Annotated in this window: 20 protein-coding genes; 10 read left to right on the top strand and 10 right to left on the bottom strand. The window is 69.8% G+C overall.

Annotated features, from left to right (window positions below):
- Positions 1-4 precede the first annotated feature (4 nt).
- The 3 genes from ACFO8M_RS07285 to ACFO8M_RS07275 form a co-directional block, all read right to left on the bottom strand.
- Entirely contained in the window at positions 5-1,153 is a 1,149-nt protein-coding gene (locus ACFO8M_RS07285) for a DNA polymerase III subunit delta' (protein WP_387972622.1), read from the bottom strand.
- The gene (gene tmk / locus ACFO8M_RS07280) at positions 1,150-3,375 is read right to left on the bottom strand and encodes a dTMP kinase (RefSeq protein WP_387972619.1); all 2,226 of its coding nucleotides are present in this window, start codon (positions 3,373-3,375) and stop codon (positions 1,150-1,152) included. The genes ACFO8M_RS07285 and tmk overlap by 4 nt, the downstream gene beginning before the upstream one ends.
- Before the next feature lie 115 nt (positions 3,376-3,490).
- The gene (locus ACFO8M_RS07275) at positions 3,491-4,162 is read right to left on the bottom strand and encodes a TetR/AcrR family transcriptional regulator (protein WP_387972616.1); all 672 of its coding nucleotides are present in this window, start codon (positions 4,160-4,162) and stop codon (positions 3,491-3,493) included.
- Positions 4,163-4,506: 344 nt separating this feature from the next.
- On the opposite strand from ACFO8M_RS07275, the gene mshA reads away from it, so the two are divergent.
- Genes mshA through ACFO8M_RS07260 form a run of 3 tightly spaced genes read left to right on the top strand, consistent with a single transcriptional unit; the run spans position 4,507 to position 7,225 of the window.
- The gene (gene mshA, locus ACFO8M_RS07270; protein ID WP_387973076.1) at positions 4,507-5,742 is read left to right on the top strand and encodes a D-inositol-3-phosphate glycosyltransferase; all 1,236 of its coding nucleotides are present in this window, start codon (positions 4,507-4,509) and stop codon (positions 5,740-5,742) included.
- Entirely contained in the window at positions 5,739-6,215 is a 477-nt protein-coding gene (locus ACFO8M_RS07265; RefSeq protein ID WP_387972613.1) for a type III secretion system chaperone family protein, read from the top strand. The genes mshA and ACFO8M_RS07265 overlap by 4 nt, the downstream gene beginning before the upstream one ends.
- A 35-nt stretch (positions 6,216-6,250) precedes the next feature.
- Positions 6,251-7,225, top strand: a complete 975-nt coding sequence (locus ACFO8M_RS07260) for a hypothetical protein (protein WP_387972611.1) — start codon at positions 6,251-6,253, stop codon at positions 7,223-7,225.
- Positions 7,226-7,254: 29 nt separating this feature from the next.
- On the opposite strand, the gene ACFO8M_RS07255 is transcribed toward ACFO8M_RS07260, so the two are convergent.
- From ACFO8M_RS07255 to ACFO8M_RS07245, 3 genes are all read right to left on the bottom strand, one after another.
- Positions 7,255-9,474: a hypothetical protein gene (locus tag ACFO8M_RS07255; RefSeq protein ID WP_387972609.1), complete on the bottom strand. Its 2,220-nt coding sequence runs from the start codon at positions 9,472-9,474 to the stop codon at positions 7,255-7,257.
- Complete coding sequence (locus ACFO8M_RS07250; RefSeq protein WP_387972606.1) at positions 9,471-11,237, bottom strand: HSP90 family protein; 1,767 nt, start codon at positions 11,235-11,237, stop codon at positions 9,471-9,473. The genes ACFO8M_RS07255 and ACFO8M_RS07250 overlap by 4 nt, the downstream gene beginning before the upstream one ends.
- Positions 11,238-11,567: 330 nt before the next feature.
- A complete protein-coding gene (locus tag ACFO8M_RS07245; RefSeq protein ID WP_387972603.1) occupies positions 11,568-13,298 on the bottom strand; it encodes an HNH endonuclease signature motif containing protein in 1,731 nt (576 codons plus the stop codon).
- Positions 13,299-13,739: 441 nt separating this feature from the next.
- Between ACFO8M_RS07245 and ACFO8M_RS07240 the strand changes: the two genes are divergently transcribed.
- From ACFO8M_RS07240 to mgrA, 4 genes are all read left to right on the top strand, one after another.
- Positions 13,740-14,492 (top strand): phosphoglyceromutase, encoded by a 753-nt coding sequence (locus tag ACFO8M_RS07240; protein WP_387972600.1) that lies wholly within the window; start codon positions 13,740-13,742, stop codon positions 14,490-14,492.
- A gap of 105 nt (positions 14,493-14,597) precedes the next feature.
- Positions 14,598-15,881, top strand: coding sequence for a sensor histidine kinase (locus tag ACFO8M_RS07235; protein ID WP_387972598.1), 1,284 nt, complete (start codon positions 14,598-14,600; stop codon positions 15,879-15,881).
- Positions 15,859-16,545: a response regulator gene (locus ACFO8M_RS07230; RefSeq protein ID WP_387972595.1), complete on the top strand. Its 687-nt coding sequence runs from the start codon at positions 15,859-15,861 to the stop codon at positions 16,543-16,545. Before ACFO8M_RS07235 ends, ACFO8M_RS07230 begins: the two co-directional genes overlap by 23 nt.
- Before the next feature lie 147 nt (positions 16,546-16,692).
- Positions 16,693-17,688, top strand: a complete 996-nt coding sequence (gene mgrA, locus ACFO8M_RS07225) for an L-glyceraldehyde 3-phosphate reductase (protein WP_387972592.1) — start codon at positions 16,693-16,695, stop codon at positions 17,686-17,688.
- Between the two features lie 80 nt (positions 17,689-17,768).
- Here mgrA and ACFO8M_RS07220 read toward each other — a convergent pair whose 3' ends face one another.
- A complete protein-coding gene (locus tag ACFO8M_RS07220; protein WP_387972589.1) occupies positions 17,769-18,221 on the bottom strand; it encodes an Hsp20/alpha crystallin family protein in 453 nt (150 codons plus the stop codon).
- A gap of 157 nt (positions 18,222-18,378) precedes the next feature.
- On the opposite strand from ACFO8M_RS07220, the gene ACFO8M_RS07215 reads away from it, so the two are divergent.
- The 3 genes from ACFO8M_RS07215 (at position 18,379) to ACFO8M_RS07205 (ending at position 20,924) form a co-directional block, all read left to right on the top strand.
- On the top strand, positions 18,379-18,801 hold the full coding sequence (locus tag ACFO8M_RS07215; RefSeq protein ID WP_387972587.1) for an SRPBCC family protein: 423 nt from the start codon (positions 18,379-18,381) through the stop codon (positions 18,799-18,801).
- 87 nt (positions 18,802-18,888) lie between these two features.
- On the top strand, positions 18,889-19,386 hold the full coding sequence (locus ACFO8M_RS07210) for a PH domain-containing protein (RefSeq protein ID WP_387972584.1): 498 nt from the start codon (positions 18,889-18,891) through the stop codon (positions 19,384-19,386).
- Entirely contained in the window at positions 19,383-20,924 is a 1,542-nt protein-coding gene (locus ACFO8M_RS07205; protein ID WP_387972581.1) for a PH domain-containing protein, read from the top strand. Before ACFO8M_RS07210 ends, ACFO8M_RS07205 begins: the two co-directional genes overlap by 4 nt.
- On the opposite strand, the gene ACFO8M_RS07200 is transcribed toward ACFO8M_RS07205, so the two are convergent.
- From ACFO8M_RS07200 to ACFO8M_RS07190, 3 genes are all read right to left on the bottom strand, one after another.
- Positions 20,913-22,133, bottom strand: coding sequence for an NAD(P)/FAD-dependent oxidoreductase (locus tag ACFO8M_RS07200; protein ID WP_387972578.1), 1,221 nt, complete (start codon positions 22,131-22,133; stop codon positions 20,913-20,915). The genes ACFO8M_RS07205 and ACFO8M_RS07200 overlap by 12 nt on opposite strands.
- Positions 22,134-22,342: 209 nt before the next feature.
- Positions 22,343-22,987, bottom strand: a complete 645-nt coding sequence (locus ACFO8M_RS07195) for a nucleotidyltransferase domain-containing protein (RefSeq protein WP_387972575.1) — start codon at positions 22,985-22,987, stop codon at positions 22,343-22,345.
- Between the two features lies 1 nt (position 22,988).
- On the bottom strand, positions 22,989-23,411 hold the full coding sequence (locus ACFO8M_RS07190) for a phosphatase domain-containing protein (RefSeq protein WP_387972572.1): 423 nt from the start codon (positions 23,409-23,411) through the stop codon (positions 22,989-22,991).
- Positions 23,412-23,539: the final 128 nt, after the last annotated feature.

Below are 23,539 nucleotides of genomic sequence, written 5' to 3'. Positions count from 1 at the left end.
CCCTCTAGCTCTGCCAGAGCCTCGTCATCATCGCCTCTACCGCGATGCGCGGTCGGACGTTCGCCTCGATGGCCTTGCGGCACTCCAGGATCGCGTCGATCCGCCGCAGTAGGGACTCGGCGCTGAGCTTCGCGGCCGCGGCCCTGGTCGTGTCGGCCATGTCGAGGTGGATCGGGTCCACCCGCGCGCCGAACCCGGCCGCGAGCGCGTCGCGGTAGAACGCCGCCAGGTCCACCAGGGCCCGGTCGAGCGAGTCGCGCTGCGCCCGCGTGTCGCGCGTCTTCTGGCGCTTCTCGAGCTCCTTCAGCGCCGCGGCAGAGCCGCGTGCCGCCTTCGAGGCGCCTTTCCCGGTGCCGCCCTTGCCGAGCGCGGTCTCGAGCGCTTCCTTCTCGGCGGTCGACCGGTCGGTGTACGTGCCGGACGCTTCGGCTTCGGCGGCCTCGATGAGTTCGACCGCGGCGGTGAAGCAGGCCCCGAGACCGGTGAGGCGGCGCGGGATCTGGAGGACGTCGTGGCGTTTCGCGCGCGCCTCGGGGTCGGTGGCGAGTCGCCGGGCCCGGCCCACATGTCCTTGCGCCGCGGCCGCATACAGCTCGGCTTCGCGCCGGTCGAGGCCGTCGCGCTGCACAAGCAGGTCGGCGATCGCCCCGGCGGGCGGCTGGCGCAGGCCCATGACGCGGCAGCGGGACCGGATGGTCACCGAGATCTCGGCGGGGTTCGTCGAGGGCGCGCACAGCAGGAACACGGTCCGCGCCGGCGGTTCCTCGACCGCTTTGAGCAGGGCGTTCGCGGCGGCTTCGGTGAGGCGGTCGGCGTCTTCGACGATGAGGATCTGCCAGCGTCCCTGCGTGGGCGCGCGGCTGGCTTCGAGGATGAGCCGGCGGACCTGGTCGACGCCGAGGGTCAGGCCCTCGGGGATGACCCTGGTGACGTCGGCGTGGGTGCCGCCGAGGACGGTCCGGCAGGTGTGGCAGTCGCCGCAGCCGCCGTCGGGGCATTGCAGGGCGGCGGCGAACGCGACGGCCGCGGTGGAGCGTCCGGAGCCGGGCGGGCCGGTGAACAGCCACGCGTGGGTCATGCCGACGCCGCGGGCGGCCTCGGCGAGGACCCGTTGGGCCTCGTCTTGGCCGACCAGCTCGTTGAAGACCGTCACGGCCGGCCGGCTTCCTCGACGACGGCGTCCCAGCCGTAGTCCTTGGCGGGGTCGGTGCTGTCGGGGGTGGCGTCCTCGGGGACGGCGTCGGTCTCGACCGCGTCAGTCTTGGCGCTGTCGTTCTTAGCGCTGTCGTTCTTAGCGCTGTCGAGGCCGGGCCAGCCGGTCTCGGTGCGGGTGGTCTGGGTGCGGATGTCGAGGCGTTCGGCGACGGCTTCGCGGACTTTCGCGGCGATCTCGTCGGGTGTGCCGCCCGCTTCGATGACGAGGTAGCGGTGCGCGTCGGCGGCGGCGAGCTGGAGGAAGGTCTCGCGGACCTTCTGGTGGTATTCGAGTTCCTCCTGTTCGAGCCGGTCGCCGTCGCCGCCGGCCTTGGCGCGGTGGAGGCCGGCCGTGGGCTCGACGTCGAGGAGGACGGTGAGGTCGGGCTTGAGTCCGCCGGTGGCCCAGGTGGAGACCCAGGCGACCTCGTTCTTGCCGAGGGCGCGGCCCGAGCCCTGGTAGGCGATCGAGGAGTCGATGTAGCGGTCGGAGACGACGACGGCGCCGCGTTCGAGGGCGGGCCGGATGACCTTGTCGACGTGCTGGGCGCGGTCGGCGGCGAAGAGGAGGGCCTCGGCGCGCGGGCCGGGGGCGCGGTCGCCGCTACCGGTGTTCGGAGCAGGGTCGAGGACGAGGGAGCGGATGCGCATGCCGAGTTCGGTCGCGCCCGGTTCCCGGGTGAGGACCGCTTCGTAGCCGCGGAGTTTGAGCCAGGCGGCGAGTTTCACGGACTGGGTGGACTTTCCGGCGCCTTCGCCGCCTTCGAAGACGACGAAGAAGCCGGTCCCGGCGATCGGGTCGACCGCCGAGAGCGGGCGTCCGCGCAGGGAGGACCAGAGGTCGGCGAGGACGGGCACGCCGGGCTTGTCGTCCATGGACCTGAACGCGGTGACGCCGAGCCAGGCGACGAGGGCGGCGGCGACGAACAGGAGGATGCGGCTCATCGAGATCTGCACTTCGGTGAAGCCGAGGTCGAGCTGCCGGGCGGCCTGCCAGCCGGCGAGCGGCGCGGCGATGGTCATCGAGAGCATGAGGATGACGCGGGCGGAGACGGCGATGAACGCGAACATGCGGCCGCGGATCTCGTCCTCGGTCTCGCGCTGCAGGAGCGTGATCCCGGCGAGGAAGGCCATGCCGGCGCCGAGGCCGATGACGACCGAGCCGATGATGGAGAACACCATGTGCGGGGCGACCGCGTCGATGGCGAGGCCGGCTCCGGCGAGGACGATGCTCATGCCGAACCAGCGCAGGCGCGAGAGTTCGCCGATGAGCTTGGGCCCGAAGGCGATACCGCCGCCGAGGCCGAGGAAGAGGAACACGGCGAGGGTGTAGAACGCGGCTTCGCCGGCGCCGAGCGTGGTCGCGTAGACGGTGCCGACGCCGATGAGGATGCCCGCGCCGCTGAACGCGCCGAGCATGCCGAGGATGAGGCCCCGCACGCGTTCGGAGGTGCGCAGGTAGGACCAGCCTTCGACGAAGTCGTTCCAGACGCTGGAGGTCTTCGCGGCGATCCGGCCGGTGCGGCCGGAGATCTCCGGGATGAAGAAGAAGACGGTGACGGCGAGGATCGCGAACATCGCGGCGGTGAGGTAGAGCGCGATGACCATCGGCTCGGCCCAGGTGCCGAGGTTCGACCAGACCGCGGAGCCGCGTTCGAGGATGGCGAGGATGGCGAAGGCGAGCGGCGGGGCGATCCCGTACGTGGTGGCGAGGCTGAGCTGGTTGGCGGCCTCGTACTTCTCCGCCGGGAGCAGGTTCGGGACGGCCGCTTCCTTGGCGGGCGACCAGATGAGGACGGCGCCCTCGATGCACAGCTGGGCGATGGCGAGCCAGGCGACGGTGACCGCGGTGTTGTTGGTGACGAGGTAGACCGTGGGGACCGAGGCGATGAGCAGGAACCGCGCGGTGTCGCAGGCGGCCATGGTCTTGCGCCGGTCGAACCGGTCGGCGAACACCCCCGCGACGGGGCCGAGCACCAGGGACGGGAGCAGGCGCAGCACGATCGTGGCCGAGAACGCCGCGCCTTTGGCCGCGGGGTCGTCGAACAGGGACTGCGCGAATCCGGCGGTGGCGAAAATCGCCAGCCAGTCGCCGAAGGAGGCCAGTCCGAGGACGGTCCACAGGCGTCTGAACGGGCGGATCCGCAGCACCGTCTGGATGTCGGCAAGGGTGTTCGCCATGCTGCTCCTCGAAAGTCAAAGACCGCACCGGGTCGACTACGAGACTAGTCGGCCCGGCGCGGCCTCATGTCTTGGCGCGGTCGGTTGAGTGGCCTGCGACAGACAGGCCGCGAGACTACGGCAGGCGGCGGGCGAGGTAGTCGCAGACGACGCCGTTGGCCTCGGCGATCGAGGCGGCGCATCCCTCGGGGTCGCGGCGGAAGGCCAGGCGGACCAGGGCCTGCCCGGTCTCGACGGCGACGGTGACGGTCTTGTTGAGCTCGTCGTCGCCGCCGATGCCGAAGCGCTGGGCGAGACCGGCGAGGATCTGGTCGGCGATCACGTCGCCGCCGGTGGTGACGGCGTCGGCCCGGCCCGGGTCGATGGCGTCGGCCAGATGGAGCACGCGGAAGCCCGGCGCCGTCCGGTACATGTGCACGTACTCGGCGATGGCCGCCTCTACCCCGCCCTGCCAGTCGGCGGGCGGTTCGGCGTCGAAACGGGCGGCGAGACGCTCGAAGTACAGGTCGATGTAGCGCTGGCTCAGCGCCTCGGCGAGTGAGCGCTTGTCGCCGAAGAACTGGTAGACCGAGCCGATGGCGACGTCGGCGCGCTGGGCGATGGCGGTGGTCGAGAGCCGGTCGTAGCCGACCTCCTCGATCAGGTCGGCGGCCGCGTCGAGCATGCGGCGCACCCGAGCGGCGGAACGCTCCTGGACGGGCAGGCGCCGAAGCGAATGCGTGGCACCGAATTTCGACACCGGTGACATCGTGGGCTGCCTTGCGGCCGGCACGGTAGCAGTGCTCATGGTGTTGTCTCCCCCCTGTGATGACAAGTATCCCCATCATGGACGACTTGCCCGGATTTGAGGCTCATTCCGGGTCGTGTCGCGAGGGAATTTCTGGCTTCACCCGCACCGGTGAGACGAGGCGGTCTCGACCGTCATGTCGCAAAACGACTTGACTCGATGCGGAGTTCGTCACTTCGACGCTTGCGGCGGTTGTGCGTTAACACCGCGACACGGAAGGATTGCGAGGGTTTTGCGTGTTGCTTCAGGGGATAGGCAGCCGCGAGAGAGGACACAACGTGAACCAACGGCGCACTCCGGCCTTCAGGGCCCGATGCCGCAAGCAGACCGTCCGTCGCGTCGCGATGGTCTCCGTGCACACTTCCCCGCTCGCCCAACCCGGTACGGGTGACGCGGGAGGCATGAACGTCTACGTCCTCAACACCGCCCGCGAACTCGCGCGAACCGGCGTCGAAGTGGAGATCTTCACCCGCGCCACCACCTCCGAAGAACCCCCCACGGTCGAAGCCGCCCCCGGCGTCCTCGTGCACCACATCCCCGCCGGGCCCTTCGAAGGCCTCTCCAAGAACGACCTGCCGACCCAGTTGTGCGCCTTCACCGGCGGGCTCCTGCGGGCCGAGGCCCGCAACCGGCCCGGCCACTACGACCTCATCCACGCCCACTACTGGCTCTCCGGCCAGGCCGCGTGGGTCGCCGCCGACCGCTGGGGCGTCCCGCTCGTCCAGACCTTCCACACCCTCGCCAAAGTGAAGAACGCCCAACTCGCCGAAGGCGACTCGCCCGAACCGATCGGCCGCGTCGTCGGCGAGGAGCAGATCACCACCGAGGCCGACCTCCTCATCGCCAACACCGCCGCCGAAGCCGAAGAGCTCCACCGGTACTACAGCGCGGACGCGCGCCGGGTCGAGGTCATCCACCCCGGTGTCGACCTCGGCGTCTTCCGCCCCGGCGACCGCTACGCCGCCCGCCAGGCACTCGGCCTGCCCCACAACGCCCTCGTCGTCGCCTTCGTCGGCCGCATCCAACCCGCCAAGGCACCCGACGTGCTGCTCCGCGGCCTCGCGCGCCTTCGCGAGACCGACCCGCAGCTGGCCGAACGCATCGTCCCCGTGTTCGTCGGAGGGCCCTCGAACACCGACCTGTACTGGCTGCCGAAACTCGCCGGGGATCTCGGCCTCGCCGGCTTGGTCCAATGGCGCACCCCGCGATCGGGCGAAGCGCTCGCCCAGGTCTACCGGGCCGCCGACGCCGTCGCCGTGCCCAGCTACAACGAATCGTTCGGGCTCGTCGCACTCGAAGCCCAGGCCGCCGGCACCCCCGTCATCGCCGCGAAAGTCGGCGGCCTGACCACCGCCGTCAACGACGGCACCTCCGGGCTCCTCGTCGACTCCCACTCCGCCGACGACTGGGCCTCGGCCCTCGGCCGGCTCATGGGCGACGGCGCGCTGCGCGAACGCCTCGCCGCCGGCGCCCGCACCCACGCCGCGCTGTTCTCCTGGCAGGCCACCGCCGAAGGCCTCGGCGGCGCCTACCGGCGCGCGCTCCTCGCGCGCTCCCAGGCGATTACCCTGAACCGGTGATCGACCAACTCACCGCGGCCCTCGACGAGATCGGCGCCGGCTACCGGGCCGACACCCCGCGATCGGTCGTCGTCTCCCTGCCCGGGCAGCGCAAGCTGAACATCGCCTGCGGCCTCGTGATCGAAGACCACGCGCTGCGCGTCGAGGCCTTCGTCGCCAGGCGGCCCGAGGAGGACCGCGAAGCGGTCTGGGCGGAACTCTTGCGCCGCAACGGGAAGCTCTACGCCGTGGCGTTCGCGACCGACGAGATGGAGGACATCCACCTCGTCGGCCGCCTCCCGCACGCCGCGATCACCGCCGCAGAGCTCGACCTCGTCCTCGGGCAGGTGCTCGTCGCGGCCGACGACGTCTTCAACGTGATCCTGGAAATCGGCTTCAAGACCTCCATCGAGCAGGAATGGGCCTGGCGCCTCGCACACGGCGAGTCCACGAAGAACCTGGAGGCCTTCGAGCACCTCAGACCCCGTGACTGAACCGGGTCCTCGCATCCCGCGATTAGGGTGGCGCCATGACGACATGGGGCGAACGCGTCGCAGCGCCGATCCTGGCCGCCACCGCCGCGGCCTGGTGGGGTTACGCGCTGGTCGTACTGCAACCGCGGCTCGAAGCCGAGCTGGCCGGACTCGCCTCCGTGGGCAACAACGCCTACTGGGCGCGCGAGGCGCGGTGGTCCATGATCCTTCTGGTCCTGGTCGCCGTCGTGTGGTCCTGCCGGGGCGATCGGGTGCGATCGGCGATCGGCACGGCGGGCGCCCTCGCATGGATCGGCGTCGACACCTGGCTCGACCGGATCGACCTCGCCGCTCCGACCTGGCAGGTGACCGTCCCCGCCGGAGTGGCCGCGGCCGCGTGCATCGCCGCCGCGATCGGTCGGCCGCATCATGACCGGACCGTCCTGGTGCCGGCCGCATCCGTCGCGGCGTCCAGCGCGGCGTTCGTCGGCGCGATCCAATCGCCCACTGACACCGAACCCGGCCTGCTGTGGTCCGGGTATCTCGGTGCAGGCCTGTCGATCGCGCTCACGCTCGGCTGCGCGGCATCGGCGGCGCCGGGACGGCCGGGCCAACGCGCGGTCGCGGCCGCCGCACTCGTCGTCTGCGCCGCACTGGTCTTCCTGATGTGGCGGTCATTCCCGGGCGAACCCGCCGCAGGATGGGCGGCGCCGCCGTTGGCGATCATCCTCTTGTGGACCGTGCTGATCCGGGTGTGGACGCCGCCGGGCGGGCTCCTCGGGCACGCGCTGGCGCTTCCCGCCGTCGCTGTCGCAACGCTGATCGCGGGTTGCCTCCTCGTCCCGCTCGTGATCCTCAACCTGGGCGCGCCGTTCACCGCCCTCGCGGGCAACCCGCCGGTGAACGGCGCCGACAGCGACACCCTCAACTCGGCGCTGTCCGTCCTGGTCGGCCTCGCCGCGGGCACCTCCTTCAACCTGCTCGCCTCCCGCAGCCCGCGCACGCCTGCGGGCGCCTTCGAGCCCGCCTAGCCGGATCGGCGAGCTGCGTCTCTTCAGGGCTAATCGGCGGTGGTGATCGCCAGGATCCTCGGGCGCAGATGCTCGGAGCCGTAGCAGCGTTCCATCCGGTGGAGGCGGCGCCACATGTCGACGCCGACCTCCTTGTGGTACTCCGCGTACGTCCACTCCTGGGGCCCGCCGGTGGAGTGGTCGGACTCGGGCCAGGTCCATTGCTCGTCGCCGAGCCCGGCGTCCACGAGGCGCCTGGCGAGCAGGACCGACGCCGCGTGGTTGCGGATCGCCGCGGGATTGCCCGGGGGCAGCTCGTAGTCGTAGAGGTTGCGGTGCAGGAACTCCCGCGCGCGGTCCAGGCCGCCGTGGCGCAGGCAGAACAGCAGGTGCCCGGCGAGCCGGGCGTCGTTCATGTCGCTGGATTCCCAATGGGACTCGTGCGCTTCGCGGGCGAAAGCCTCACGGCCGGTGCGCAAGTACGGGAGCAGCAGGTCGTCGGCGCGGACGCCGCCGGTGCCGATCCTCGGTTCGAGCAGTGCGATCGCCTCTTCGTCGCGTTCGAGTTCGGCGAACGCACGGCCCGCGGCGATCGGCACCGCTTCCTGGGCCGCGGCCGAACGGCTCGCACGGTCCCACAGGTCAGTGACCTTCTCGGACTGGTTCGCATTGGCCTCCAAGCGGATCCGCAGTTCAAACAGTGTGAGTGCGCTGGCCTCGGGCAGGCGTCCGATCGCCTCGAGCAAGGCCCGGATCCGGTGCAGGGGCACGAACGCGGCCAGTTCGTCGATCAATCGAACGGCCGCGCGCAGCAGCAAAGCGACGTACCCGCTGCGGCGTTCGGGGACAAAGGATCGCGCGCCCGCCGCGACACGTTCACTGGTCGCCACGAGCTGCGTGGCGACCGAGGCCGACCAGGTGAGGCCGAGCAGCGTCTCGACCAGGGCCGCTTGCGTATCGAAGGCCACCTCGTCGAGTCCTTGCAGTTCGGCGGCCCTCCAGGTGTCCCAGAGCGCCTGGGCGCGTCGGGTCTCGTCCTCGTTTCGCATGGCCTCGTCCAACACGTGCCCGGGGTCGCCTTCGATCACCGGGATCGCGACCGGGCGGCCCCAGTCCCCCGGCGGCAGCCATATCGGCGCCACCGGTTCGGTGTAGGCGATCCGGTGCGCGTTGCGGCCGTGGAACGTGGTGCCGTGCGCGTCGTCGACCCGGTCGGCGAAGTCCTGCGCCTGGGTCAGCATCGAGTGGAAGAACTGCTCGTACGTCCATTCGCGACCGCCGCCGCACTCGGCCAGCCCCGCATGCGCGGAGTCGTCCTTCGGCAGCTCCCACCGCTCGTGGCCGCGCCCCTGCTCGATGACGCGGCGCAGCAGCGCCGCGACGGACGCGTAGAGCCAGGTCATTTCGACGCCGATGTACTCCATGCACAACTCGTGCACATGCCGGTGGAGCAGGCCCAGGCCCCGGTCGAGATTGCCCGTGGCGGCGCAGAACATGAAGTGGACCGGGAGGAACCCGTGCCGGATGCGTTCGCGGTCGGTGCCTTCGAGATGGGCCCGGCGGGCCTCATCCCGCCGTCCCAAGTGGAGGTAGCTCATGGCGAGCTGGCCGAGCGCTTCCCGGGGATCGGCCCAGTCGCGCGAGAAGTCGTCGATGCCCTCGCCGAGCGTGTAGACCGAGAGAGCCCGGACGGCGTCCTCGTGGCGGTCCACCGTCGCCCACATGAGACCGAGGCTCACGGCCTCGTGGCTGCGGTCGAGGTCGTAGGGGGCCGTCGACCGCATCTGCCGCTCGCAGCGCTCGGCCTCGGCGAAGTCGGCCGCGCGCATCGCCAGCTTCATGCGCATGCGGTGCAGCTCGAACTCCTTGTTCGGCGGGCAGTGGTCGGCCATGTCGGCGAGCAGTTCACGCGCCTGCGCCCCGGGGATCAGGGTCGGGTCGTCCTCCAGGAACCGCAATGCCGCCCAGAAGAACCCGACCCACAGCCGCCGGTACTGGTCCTCGCTGAAACGGTACGGGTGTGCCTTGTGGAGGCCCACCGTGCGGGCGACCTGCGCGATGTACCGCTGGTTGACCTTCTTGTTGCGCACCTCGGGAGAGTCCTTGAGCGCCTCCACCAGCGCGAGGTTCGCGTCGATGCGCAGATCGACGTCGTCAGCCGCCTCGACCCAGCGCGCGAGGTCCTGCAGCCGCGACACCTTCGCGAGGCTGTCGGGCAGCGCCGCCGCGGCATCGAGCTGCGCTCGCAGCTCCTGCGGACTCCGGTTCATCGGATGGACCGTTCCAGGAGGCCGAGGAACGAGCGGTTGAGGGTCGCGGTGGCGGCCGAGGAGAGCGGGTGCCCGCCGGTGAGGAGCGCGTGCGAGTACAGGGCTTCGACCGCGAGCCCGGCGAGGCTGGGGTCGTCCACAGTGACCATGCGCTTGACGAGCGGGTTGCGGTGGTTGAAGACCAGCTGCGGTAGCTGCGCGACGGCGGGCGCGTCGAACATGGACAGCGCTGCGGCCCAGGCACCTTCGGCCTGCTCGGTCGCAGCCGAGAGGTCCTTGGCCTGCCGGTGGGCCTCGCCTTCCATGTACAGCACCGAGAGGCTCGCGGGTTCGAACTCGCGCAGCACCGGTTCGCACCCGTGCGGCTCCAGTACCGCCCGCGCCGTGTCGAGGAAGCCCCGGGACGCGGCCGCGACGGCGTCGTCGACCGGTTCGAAGCTCATGACGAGGTCGTCGGTGTCGAGCCTCGCGACCGTCGTGTCCGGGTCCAGGCGCCCCAGCCGCAGCACGATCTCGGCGGCGTGCACGTAGCCGCCGTTGATCAGGCCGATGCCTTGTGCTGCGGTCACTTTCGCGAGCTGGCGAAATTCATCCACTGAGGAGGTGTAGCGGACCACAGGGTGGCGGCGGCGGAATTCCTCGAGCGTCATGAGCCCTTGGTTGGTCTCGAACTCGATGTACCGGTCGACCAGGCGCAACGCGTCGTCGTCGTGGAGTGCCAGCGCCATGACGCCGGAGCGGTGGACCGCGAGGAGGGCGGCGAGGCGCTCGGGGTCGATGGCGGCCAGGCGCATCAGCCACTGCCGGATCTGCCCGCCCAGGACCTCCCGGGTGGCGGCGAGCAGGTCGTCCTCGAAGAACCGCTCGCGGCTGGCGGTCGGGCGCAACTCCCGGGTGTCGACCACGCACCTGGCGAAGAACCCCCATTCGGGAAGCAGCCCTTCGATGTCGTCGCCGATGAACATGCGCTTGAGGTAGACGCGGTGGCGGCCTGCCTCGGTGGGCCGGGCGGTGGAGCCGCGCACGAACGCGACCCCGGTGAGTCCGGCCTCGGGGGCGGCGAGGTCGACGACGTCCAGCGGTGCTTCGCCCAGTACGGCCCGGCCGTAGGCGAGCAGGGCTTGCCGCCGCTCCTCGCCGTTGGCGTACTCGGCTTCCCAGGGCGGCTCGCCGGCGTTGACCTGTTCACCGCCACAGTGGATTTCGACGGGCAGGAACTCGCCGAACTCGCGTGCCAGTTCCGCCACAGTGGCGGGGTCGAGCCAGTGGTTCGAGCCGGGCCGTGGGCGCAGGGTCACGGTGGTGCCGGGCTCGTCGCGTTCCGGTCCGGGGGTGAGGGTGTAGCTGCCGTCGGCGAATCCCTGCCAGGTCACCGAGTCGCCGGTGTCGGCGCTGCGCGTGTGGACGGTGATGGCGTCGGCGACCATGAAGCACGAGAGCAGGCCGATGCCGAACTGCCCGATGAAATCGTGCCGGGCGAAACCCAGATCATCTCTTTTGGATGACTGCCCGATCGTCGCCAGGAACTCGTGCACCTGCTCTTCGGTGAGGCCGAGTCCGGTGTCGCGGCAGTGCAGCAGGCCCTCGTCGTCCACATCGATCTGAACGGCGCCGGGCGCGCCGGGCTCGACGGCCCGCCGGGCCGTGATCGCGTCGACCGCGTTCTGCAGCAGTTCCCTGAGGTACACGCGGGGGCTGTTGTAGAGGTGGTGGCTGAGGAGGTCGACCATGCCGCCGAGGTTGACTTGGAAGGAGTGCTGCATGGACACCGATGGTAGGCGGACCCCTCCAGTGCGGACTGGTACATCCCCGACCAGGGACGCGCCCTCAGGGCTCTCGTGATGATCCCGGTCAGATCGGCGACGACGAAGGGGTGGCAGGCAGGGCGGCGTCGAAGGTCGCCCCGGCGGCCGGTTTCGGTCGCTGTTCGAGCGGCAGCGGCGAACGGATGGCGGGGTCGGCCTGCGGCCGTCGGCCCGGAACGGTCCCTGCTTCATACGGGCGGCGACAACGAGGTCTGCTCCTCCCCGGCGGCACTGTGGCTGACGGGCGGGACCATCCAGGGGACGTGAAGGGATCCTCCCGGGCTGCTTTCATCCCTGGACATGCCGAGGGGCCCGGTCCCTCCTGGGAGTCGGGCTGCGCTGGCGGTGACCTGCGCTCCCCTCAGCAGTCGCCCGCTGAGGGCAGGTTAAGAACGGGATCAAGTCCCTTGAGGATGATCGGTCGCCGTAGATCGGGGGCGGGTCGGTTACCGGGATTCGGTAGACGCTGCCCTGGTCTTCCCCGGACGGCTCGGTGTCAAGTCCGCGGGTGTCGAACTCGGCGGCGCTGCCGCCGAACGCGTAGTAGGCCTTGGCTTCTTTGACCTGTGCGGCAACCGCTTCGAGGTCGGGCCTCACGGCCTCGGACCACTCGGCCGGATACAACCCGGTCGGGAAGAAGTTCTTCGCATCGTGGGCGACAAGGGCGTCCATGTCGGTGTCGGTGCGCCAGTCCGCGCACCCGCAGCCGTGCTCCTCGGAGCCGTGGTTCGTGGCGTCGGCGGTGCCCTGGCCGGTCGCGCATGGTGCGGCGGTGCCGGTCGGATGGTCGTGGTGGACGATCACGGCCTTGCCGGGCCCGGTCTTGGTCACGCTCCAGTTCGCGGTGTGGATGCGGCCGTGATGGAACCGGCACAGCAGGATCAGGTTCTCTGCGACCGTTTCGCCCCCGTCCACCCAGTGCCGAATGTGGTGCGCCTCGGCCCAAGCGACCGGGCGGCCGCAACCTCGCCAAGCGCAACCTTCAAGTTGTTCGAGTTCGAGCTTCCTGCGCAGCGACGTGTTGGGGAGCCGAAGCGCCCTGCCCAGCTCGAGGGCCTCACCTTTGGCGTAGTCGAAGACGCTCGGGATGATCCTGGCTTCGCAGGCCAGCAGGCGGGCACGAGCTACCGAGATCGGCCGGCCTTCGAGCAATGGCAGGCGGCCGGTGTCCTTGCCCTGCAACGTCTCGATGTCAACGGTCAGGTCGAGGGTGGCAGTGTGCCCGTGGCGCGTGGTCGCATCAGGGGAGGTGCCGTATCCGGCCAGGAGCTGATGGAGGGCTTCGGCGTTGCGGGTGGCCTGCGGGGGCAGGACCCCTTCGGCATCAGCCTCGTCCTTGCGCGGGGGCGGGACGGCCGTCTTCAGGTACTTGTCGAGCAGCATCCCCGTGGTGGCCGACAGCAGGCCCGACACCATCCACATGCCGCCCTCGGCGAGCTCTTGGAGTTCGAGGCGCTGCAGCGACTGCTCGCCGAGACCGTCGAGGAGTTCAGCCTCTTCGGCAAGGTTCGCATGCAGTTCGGCCAGGTGGCGCTTGAGGACCTTGAAGGGGGCGTGAGCCGCGTACTCGGCCACGAGCGCCTCAGGTGTCGCACAGAGGGTCTCGGAGTCGAAGGGTGAAGGCACCGGGGACCGGAACGGGGTGCGGGCGAACAAGGCGGCAGCGGCGGTCCTCGCCAGGGAGCGGACGGCGAAGGCGGCTTGGTCGATCCGGGCATAGCCGGTCAGGGCCGCTTCCGCAATGACCGTGAACTTCGGGGCGTACTTGGCGATCGCGGCGATCTCACCGGCGGCGGAGTACGTGAAGTCGAAGGTCGACAGCAGCCAGTCCCGCTGCGCGGAGAATCCGTCCGAGTCGCGGTGTACCTGGTGCGCGAAGGCGTCCATCACGATGCGCAGTGCGGTGGCATAGGCGCCGTTCACAAGTGCGGCGGTGTCGTCGAGGAGCGCCCGAGTGGCCTGGGCGCGGTTTCGCTGTTCGGCGCGGGCCTGGGGGGTGGGAGTCGTGCATCCGGCCATCGGGTTCACCGCCTTCGCTGTTCTCGTACGGCCTGTTGGTTTTCGCTTGCTTGTACTACCGTAGTTCAATGATAACTTTACGTGAAATGTCGATCCACTAACGACAAAGTCATGTGGGTCACGTTCTGAAACCTTTTGGGGTGCAACGCAAGCCGAACCCTTCACGGCCGCCCCGCCTCTATCCGGAGCCGAGCAGCCGCGCACAGCGCAGCAACGGCCTACTGCCCCTTCGCCGCCGCCCGAACCCCGACCGGCCCAGACCAGGCGGCCGCGCACGGCGCCCGAACGAAGCACCACCTCCCGTCGCCGCCGCCCGAACCCCGACCGAAACGGCTCGATAGAACGCACCGGCGGCCGCCCTCTTCAGTGAGGAGGCGACGGCCGCCACACCCGCGCGCTGACCGGGCGGCAGGACGGGGCGAGGCACGGCAGGATAGGGGTATGACCGCTACTCTCGTGCTGCTTCGCCACGGCGAAAGCGAATGGAATGCCAAGAACCTGTTCACCGGCTGGGTCGACGTGAAGCTGTCGGCGTCGGGCGAGGACGAGGCCCGCCGCGGCGGGCGGCTGCTCGCCGAGGCCGACCTGCTGCCGGACGTCGTGCACACCTCACTGCTGCGCCGCGCCATCAACACCTCTGAGCTGGCGCTCGCCGAGGCCGGCCGCTCCTGGATCCCGGTCAAGCGTTCCTGGCGCCTGAACGAGCGCCACTACGGCGCGCTGCAGGGCAAGGACAAGGCCGCGACGCTCGCCGAGTACGGCGAGGAGCAGTTCATGACCTGGCGCCGGTCGTACGACGTGCCGCCGCCCGCGATCGAGGCCGGTTCGGAGTTCGCGCAGGACGGCGACGCCCGCTACGCCGATCTCGCCCCCGAGATCCTCCCGGCCACCGAGTGCCTCAAGGACGTCCTCGTGCGGATGCTCCCCTACTGGTACGACGGCATCGTCCCCGACCTGAAGGCCGGGAAGACCGTGCTGGTCGCGGCCCACGGCAACTCGCTGCGGGCGCTGGTGAAGCACCTCGACGGCATGACCGACGAGGCCGTCGTCAAGCTGAACATCCCCACCGGGATGCCGCTGCGCTACGAGCTGGACGAAGCCACGCTGAAGCCACTGGTCACCGGCGGCGAGTACCTCGACCCCGAGGCCGCCGCCGAGGCCGCCGCGGCGGTCGCCGCACAGGGAAAGAAATAGCGCGTAGGTAGAAATAGCCTTAATGCGCACTCTGCGTTAACGGCAAGTGACATCCGTTACGGCCCGGCGTTCGACGTCGGGCCGTTTCGCGCTTAGGCTGGGGTCGTGGCCCACAATGATTCACCGCCGCCGTTCGCTTCCCTGCGCAGAAGCGCAGGACGCGTGCTCACCGGTCTGGCAGCGGGAGCCGCGTTCGGCGCCGCCGCCTCGGCGCTCCTGCGCACCCGGCACCGCGGCACGCCCCGCCCCGAGATCCGCACCGCCCCCGTCGCCGACTCCCGCCCATGGGAGGCGGCGACCGACCTGCTGCGCACCGGCGTGTGCCTGGTCGACGACCACAACCGCGTCCTCTACACCAACCGGGCCGCCCGCGATCTGGGCCTGGTGGACGACCACGAGATCATCTCGCTGACGCTGCGGGCGCTGCTCGCGCAGGCGCGGCGCTCCGGCCGCTACCGGGACGCCGAGATCGAAGTCCCCAAGCAGGTCATGGGCGAGCCGAGCGCTGTGAGCGTGCGCATCACGCCGCTGCCGGACGGCGTCTCGGTGGCCGAGTTCCAGGACATCTCCGAGCTCCACCGCGTCGAGCGGGTGCGCCGCGACTTCGTGGCGAACATCAGCCACGAGCTGAAGACCCCGGTGGGCGCGATGCAGATCCTCGCCGAGGCGTTGAAGGACGCCGCGGAGGACCCGGACGCTTCAGCGCGTTTCGCCTCCCGCATCCAGTCCGAGTCCAAGCGCATGAACCACCTGGTCACCGACCTGCTGGAGCTCTCGCGGCTCCAGGGCGCGGAGAAGCTGCCCGACCCCGAGCCCGTCGAGGTCGACCGGATCGTGGCCGAGGCCTTCGACCAGACGCGCATCACCGCCGAGGAGAAGGGCATCGAGCTCAAGTATTCCGGCGTCATGGGCGCCGAGGTCCTCGGTTCGGAGTCGCAACTGGTGACCGCCGTGAAGAACCTCGTTGGCAACGCCATCTCCTATTCACCTGACGACACGACGGTGGAGGTGTCGACCTCGATCACGTCCCCGAGCGGTCACCTGGCCGGTGTGCAAATGGTCTGCATCGCCGTGCGGGACGAGGGAATCGGCATTCCCGCCGAAGAACTGGACCGCATCTTCGAGCGGTTCTACCGCGTGGACGCGGCCCGGTCGCGTTCCACGGGCGGCACCGGCCTCGGCCTGGCGATCGTCAAGCACGTGGCGGTCAACCACGGGGGTAGGGTCGAAGTGTCCAGTATGCCCGAAGCTGGATCAGTGTTTACCTTGATGTTGCCTGCTCGTTCCCTTCCGTCCGACGCCACGGCACCGGACTCGGATGAAATCGGAACCACCCAGCAAGGTCGGCCGTTAGAAAGGTTCACTCGTGACCCGCGTGCTCGTAGTTGAAGACGAGGAATCGTTCTCCGATGCCCTCTCCTACATGCTCCGCAAGGAGGGCTTCGAGGTGGCCGTCGCCGCGGATGGCGACGCCGCCATCAAGGAGTACGAGCGCGCCGGAGCCGACGTGGTCCTGCTCGACCTGATGCTGCCGGAGAAGTCGGGCACCGAGGTGTGCCGCGAGCTGCGGGCGCACTCGAACGTGCCGATCATCATGGTCACCGCGCGTGACTCCGAAGTGGACAAAGTGGTGGGCCTGGAGCTGGGTGCGGACGACTACATCACCAAGCCCTACTCCTCCCGCGAGCTCGTGGCCCGCATCCGCGCGGTCCTGCGCCGCTCGGCCGAGCCCGACGACCCGATCGTCACGGTCCTGGAGGCCGGGCCGGTGCGCATGGACGTCGACCGCCACACCGTGACCGTCGCCAGCCAGGACGTGCAGCTGCCGCTCAAGGAGTTCGAGCTGCTCGAGATGCTGCTGCGCAACGCCGGGCGCGTGCTCACCCGCGGCCAGCTCATCGACCGCGTCTGGGGCGCGAACTACGTGGGCGACACCAAGACCCTCGACGTGCACGTCAAACGCCTGCGCTCCAAGATCGAGCCCGAACCGGGCAAGCCCCGCCACCTCGTCACCGTGCGCGGCCTCGGCTACAAGTTCGACCCCCACGCGTAGTTCACCCAGTGGTCACCTTCGGGTCGGCCACCCGGCGTTCACCTTGTTAATTTATGGCTCGCAAGCTTCGCCGAGGTCGCTAACTTGCGGCTCGCAAGCGTCGCCGAGGGTAAGTACAACGCTTGCCGGACCGGATAGGCTGCATTCGTGACTCACCTCCCCGCGGACGACCGCTACGAGAAGACCATGCAGTACCGCCGCTCCGGACGCAGCGGCCTCAAACTGCCCGCCATCTCCCTCGGCCTGTGGCAGAACTTCGGCCACACCCGGCCCCTGGAGACCCAGCGGGGCATCGTCCGCCGCGCGTTCGACCTGGGCGTCACCCACTTCGACCTGGCGAACAACTACGGCCCGCCCGCGGGCAGCGCCGAGGAGAACTTCGGCCGCATCCTCGCCGACGACCTCAGGCCCTACCGCGACGAGCTCGTCATCTCCTCCAAGGCCGGGTACCACATGTGGAACGGCCCCTACGGCGACTGGGGCTCGCGCAAGTACCTGATCTCCTCGCTCGACCAGTCCCTGCAACGCATGGGCTTGGACTACGTGGACGTGTTCTACCACCACCGGCCCGACCCCGAGACTCCGCTCGAGGAGACCATGGGCGCGCTCGACGCGATCGTGCGCTCCGGCAAGGCCCTCTATGTCGGTGTCTCCAACTACAATTCGGAGCAGGTCCGGGCCGCCGCCGCGATCCTCAAGGACCTCGGCACGCCGCTGCTGATCAACCAGCCGTCCTACTCGATGTTCAACCGCTGGACCGAACGCGACGGACTCCTCGACGCCCTCGATGACGTCGGCGCCGGCTGCATCGTCTTCAGCCCCTTGGCACAAGGACTCCTGACCGACCGCTACCTGGGGGGCATCCCCGAGGACTCGCGCGTGCGCACCAGCGTCTTCCTCAACGAGGACGCCCTCGAGGAGGCCAAGATGGCGCGCGTGCGCGCCCTCAACGACATCGCCGCCGGGCGCGGCCAGACCCTCGCGCAGATGGCCCTCGCGTGGGCGCTGCGCGATGAGCGCATGACCAGCGTCATCATCGGCGCCAGCAGCGTCAAGCAGCTGGAGGACAACATCGGCGCGCTCGGGAACCTCGACTTCACCGACGATGAACTCGCCGCCATCGACGAGTACGCCATCGGCTAGACGCGCCGCGACCGGGCCACCCTGAGAAGCTCAGTCAGGGTGGCCGCTCGGTCCCTCGGCGAGCCCCGGGCCCGCCACGTTCACTTGATCGCGATCTTCTTCTGCCCCGGGGACTCCATCTTCGGGATCGCGACGCACAGGACGCCGTCCTTGAGCTCCGCGGTCGCCTTGTCCGAGTCCACGGCGTGCGGCAGTCGCACCGTGTACTCGAACTGGCCGCTGCGCCGGCTCGAGCGTCGCAGGTCGTTGCCCTCGTGGTGGTCCTCGCTGCGGTACTTGCCGCTCACCGAGAAGTCCTGGCCCTCGACGGCGATCGTGAGGTCCTCGCGGTTGACGCCGGGGGCCTCGATGTCGATGTGGTACTCCGTGTCGTTCTCGGACATGTCCACCAGCGGTGTCCACGCCTGATCACCCACGTCGATGGACGGCATGTACGGGCCCATCATCCGATTCATATACCCGGCGAAGTCATCCAAGACGGACATCGGGTCGGAGCGCTCTATCGCGCCTCTGCGCATGGGCAGCCTGGTCATGGTCCTCCTCCAATCGCTCGGCAGCCGCTCGGGTGCGGCCGCCGTGAAGGATGCCCGCCCGGGCCGCGAACTAACCCGCCTCCGGAGGGGCGACAGCGGCCTCGATCGGTGAGACGCTGGAGGGAGCCGAACCGCCTTCCGCAATGAGGAGCGCACCATGGCACCGATGGTCTCGACGGTCGACATCGACCGACCCCCGGACGAGGTGTTCGCCTTCGCCACCGATCCGGCCCACTTCCCCGAATGGCAGCGCGACGTCGTCCGCGTCCAGATCCTCGACGACGAGGAGTTCGTGACGGTCCGCCGCTTCGTCGGCGCCGAACGCACCACCCTCCAGCGGATCACCGCGAACGACCCGCCCCTCCACTGGGCCGCGAAGGGCATCGACGGCCCCATCCGGCCCCACGCCACGATCACCGTCGCGCCCCGCGACGACGGCGCCCGTTCGCGGGTGACGTTCACACTCGAGTTCGCGGCCCACGGCATGGGCGTCGCGATCCTTCCGATGGTCCGCCGCCAGGCCGAGAAGGGCGCGCCCGTGAGCTACCGGCACCTCAAGGAGCTCTTGGAGAACCGCTGAGGCCGGTACTTAGGTATGACGCCGACTCACGGAATATCCGTCCCGAGTCGGAAGTCCGGTCCGCCCCCGTTCACTACGATTCGGGGCATGAGCCCATCCAGCACGACGCTGCGCCCGCCCCAGAACCAGTTCGACCCGCGCGTCAAGCCTTGGTGGCATTGGCAACTCGTCATCGCCACCGCCGTGGTCGCCGTCCCCCTGGCGGTACTCGGCCTCCTCATTGCCCCCGCCCGCCTGTGGCTGCTCGGCCCGGGCGTCGTGATCGCCGTGATCGGCTTCGCCTTCGCACTGGCGCTGCCGGTGTGGTGGCACCGCGTGCACCGCTGGGAGGTCACCGACACCGCCGTCTACACCCTCACCGGGTACTTCTGGCGCACTTGGCGCATCGCCCCGATGTCGCGCATCCAGACCGTCGACACCACGCAGGGCCCGCTGCAACGCTCCTTCGGACTGTCGACTGTGGTCGTCACGACCGCGTCTTCCGCCGGCGCCGTGAAACTCGAAGGGCTCGAACAGGACGAGGCCTCCGCGCTGGCCGCGCGCCTCACCGAGCTGACCGACGTCACCCCCGGGGACGCGACATGACCGAAGAGCAGCCCACCGCCACCGCACTCGACACCGATCCCGAGACGCCCTGGCTGCGGCTCCACCGCGACGGCCTCAAGGTCACGGCCCTGTTCATGCTCGGCGCCATGGTCGCGGCCGGCGTGCCCACCGCGATCGGGATCGCCTCGGGCACGTCGTGGCTCGTCGCGCTCGCCTGGGTCGTGCCGGGCGCGGCGCTGGTCGTCGGCGCGGTCGTCATCGCCGAGGCGATCCGCTTGCGCACCACCCGATACCGCGTCACCGACTCCCGGGTCGAGATGGTCTCGGGCATCCTCTTCAAGCGCCGCCGTTCCCTCGCCCGCGAACGCATCCGCTCAGTCGACTTGGCCGCCAACCCGCTTGAGCGGATCTTCGGCCTCACCAAGGTGAAAGTGGGCACGGGCGAGACCGGCAGCGGATCCGGTTCGGCGAACGAGCAGACGCTCGCGCTCGACTCGGTCTACCGCACCGAAGCGGACCGCCTCCGCGCCGAACTGCTGCGCCGCAACGCGGTCGAGCTCGGCCCCGACGGCGAGCAGCGGCTCGCCACGTGGAAGCCGGGCTGGCTCAAGTACGCGCCCTTGTCGTTCCTCACCCCGATGCTCGCGGGCATCGTGGTCGGCGCGGTCTTCCAAGTCGCCGACTGGTTCGGCAAGGGCGGGCTGCCCGTCGAGATCGTGGGCGATCTCGTCGAGGAGCACGGGGCCTGGACGGTGCTCGGCGTCGGCCTCGCCCTCCTCCTCGTCATCGGCGCGGTCGGAAGCCTGGTCCTCCAAGGCGAGGCATGGTGGAACCACCGACTCGACCGCGAACCCGGTGGGACGCTTCGGGTGCGCCGCGGCCTGCTGACCTCCCGTTCGCTCAGCCTCGAGGAGGAGCGCATCCGCGGCGTCGAGATCGTCGAACCGCTCGGCGTGCGCACGGCGGGCGCGGGCCGCCTCGACGTGGTCGCGATCGGCCTCAAGACCGACGAGGAGGGCAGCGACCTGAGTACCCTCGTTCCCGCTGCGCCCCTTGACCAGACACTGGCCGCGGCGGAGGCGGTGATCGGCCCGGTCGGGACCGACCTGATCCCGCATCCGAAGACCGCCTTGAAGCGACGCCTGCGGTGGGCCGTGGTCGCCATCGCGCTCATCGCCGCGGCGCTGGTCACCGCCCATCTGCTGTGGTCGATGCCGGCGCTGCTCAAGGCGGCGGTGGTCCTGGCCGCGGCGCTCACCTCCGCCTTCGCGGTCTGGACGGCGTTCGATTCCTATGCGTCCCTTGGCCACGCGAACAGCCGGCGCCATCTGGTCTCGCGGCGCGGCAGCACCAGGAGGGCCACCGTCCACCTCGACCGCTCGGGGATCATCGGCTGGCGCATCCAGCAGTCGGTGTTCCAGCGGCGCATGGGCCTGATGACGCTCGACGCGACCACCGCCGCGGGCAAGGGCCACTACGCGGTGATCGACGCCGATGAGCACGAGATCCTCGACTTCGCGGACGACGCCGTCCCGGACCTGTTGCGCCCCTTCCTGGTCAAGGGCTCAGCGGAATGACTGCAGGGCCTCGGGGCTCGGCGGCTCCGAGGCCCGGATGAGCGCCTCGACCTCGGCCATGCGGTCCCAGGTGTTCACGGTCATCGCCGCGAGCACCCGGCCGGCCTTGGTCCAGAAGGCCACGAACTCCAGGGATTCGATCGACCCGGACACGACGACCTCGTCGTAGGCGTCGGGTCCGGCGACGAAACCGAGGTATTCCATGCCGAGGTCGTACTGGTCGGTGTAGAAGTACGGCAGCTTGTCGTACGGCGCTTCGTCGCCGAGCATCGCCCTCGCGGCGTGCGGGCCCGTGTCGAGCGCGGTCTGCCAGTGCTCCACGCGGATCGGACGTCCGTAGTGGACGGACGGAATGCTGGCGATGTCTCCGGCGGCCCAGATGTCCGGCCCGCTGGTGCGCAAGGTCCCGTCGACGGCGATCCCGCCGCCGAGTTCCTTGGGGCGCAGGTTGATCCCGGCTTCGACGGCGAGGCCCGTATTGGGCGTCGCCCCGACCGCAAGGAGCACGACGTCGGCCGCGACGCGCCGGCCGTCGTCGGTCTCGACCCCGACTGCGCGCCCGTCCTCGCCGAGGATCTTGGCGACCTGGGTGCGCCGCAGCAGTTCCACGCCGTGGTCGGTGTGCAGCTTGGCGAACACGAGCCCCATCTCGGGCCCGAGGACGCGCTCGAGCGGCTGCGCGCCGAGCCCGAATACGGTGACCTCGCGGCCGAGCTGCCGCGCGGACGCGGCGACCTCCATGCCGATCCAGCCGTCGCCGACGATCGCGACGTGCTCGGCCTTGTCGATCGCGGCGTGCAGCAGATCGGACTGCTCGACGGTGCGCAGCAGGTGCACGCCCTGCAGGTCCGCGCCGGGAATCGGCAGCGGCCGGGGGCTGGAGCCGGTGGCGAGGAGCAGCTTCTTGTAGTCGATGCCCGATCCGTCGGCCAGGGTCAGCCGCCGCGTCATGGGATCGAGCCCCGTGGCGGGCTCGCCGGTGCGCAGCTCGGCGTTCTGGGCGTACCAGTCCTCGTCGACGGTGAACACGGCCGACCGGTCGGCCTCACCGCGCAGGTAGTCCTTGGAGAGCGGCGGCCGCTCGTACGGCCGGTGGGCCTCACCCGTGACGACCACGAGATCGCCCTCGAACCCCTCGTCACGCAGGGTCTGCGCTGCCTTCGAGGCGGCCAGGCCGCCCCCGACGATGACGTACGGTGCGCTGCTCAACGACTCTTTGTACGGTGCACTGTTCATCTGCTCCTCCGGTTCCCCTCGACCCCAGCTCGGCCCCATTGTCCCGCGATCACGCGCGCGCGGGACCATTCAGCCGGTTCCCGCCCGGATTCCCGATCGGCGAACGCCCAATCCTCTCCGGATCCGCGTCAACGCACCGGGGTGACGATCGCCTTCGCGGAGCACCCGGCGATCCACGGCCTCTAGCGACGCAAGGCTTCGGCCACGTCGAGGGTTCTCGCGATGCGTTCGGTGAGCGGCGAGGGTCCGCCGGTGGCCCGCACGAGGGCCCGCAGGCCGTCGATCGGGTCGGCGTCGACGTCACCGCCGAGCATGGACACCATTCCAGCGACCGCCTCAGCATTGCCACGGGCCACATACTTGGCGGCGATGGGAATCATGGCCAGCGCGAAGTCGCCCTGGTCGAACCGGTCCGGCGCGGGTCCGCGGCCGTGGCGGTCGAGCGTCTCGCTCAGCGAGAGTCCGCTCTGAGGGCCTTCGCCCGCCAGGACCCGGGCTTCTTCGGGCACTGGCAGGGCTGCAGGCCAGGTGTACCAGTCGACCCAGACGAGCAGCGGTCCGGTGAGGTAGGCGGCGCCGGTGTAGCCGCCTCCGCGCGGGCCGTTGGCGGGGTTGTCCAACGTGAGCGCGGGTCGGCCGATGGGCCAGGGGCCATCGGGGACGAGGAGGTCCAGGTCGCTCCAGGCGTCCGGTCGGCCGTGGGCGAAGGAGCCGATCTGCCACAGAGTCTTTCCGGCGGTGCGGATCTCGGCGGTGATCGAATGGAGGAGTTCGTCGCGGGCATCGGCGTGCTCGGCGAGCATCCGCTCGGCTTCGTTGCGCTCCATGTCAGAAGTCGCCGTAAGCGACTTGGAGGCAGGTCAGCCTGAGCTCTTCGCGCCACATGCGCACGACCTGGTCCCGGTCGTCGAGGACGCAGAGGACTTCGCGGTGCGCAAGCTTCGTCTCGTACAGCTCCCGCTTGACGGTCGAATCGCGGCGACGGTCGCCTGCCTTGCGCATGTACAACTCGAAGTCCGCCAGGCCGACGTGCCGTTTGAGCCAGGTCAGGGTGTCGGTGCGGCACACTTCGTCACGGCCCGAGAGGAACACGATCTTGTGCCCGGCCAATGCCAGCGCCTGCACGACCTCGATGACCGCGGGATTCGGCGCGTCCTCGCCGACTCGATGGAAATGGAACGGCGATCGGGGCTTCTCGCCGAGGCGAAGCGCCACAGTCCCGTCGATGTCGACGATGACGATCTGGGGCATGGGGTCTTACCTTTCAAGTGGGTTGGCTTCTGGTCATTCGTAGGATCGGAACACCCGGCGCAAACTGCTGTCGCGCAACGTCGTCAACGACGAGCCCGAGCTGCTTGAACTGATCGACGACGTCCTGG

The sequence above is a fragment of the Glycomyces rhizosphaerae genome (assembly GCF_042647865.1).
In the GTDB taxonomy this organism is placed as follows: domain Bacteria; phylum Actinomycetota; class Actinomycetes; order Mycobacteriales; family Micromonosporaceae; genus Glycomyces; species Glycomyces rhizosphaerae.
Note: the sequence above shows the minus strand (reverse complement) of the source record. Positions and strands in the feature narration are given on the sequence as shown.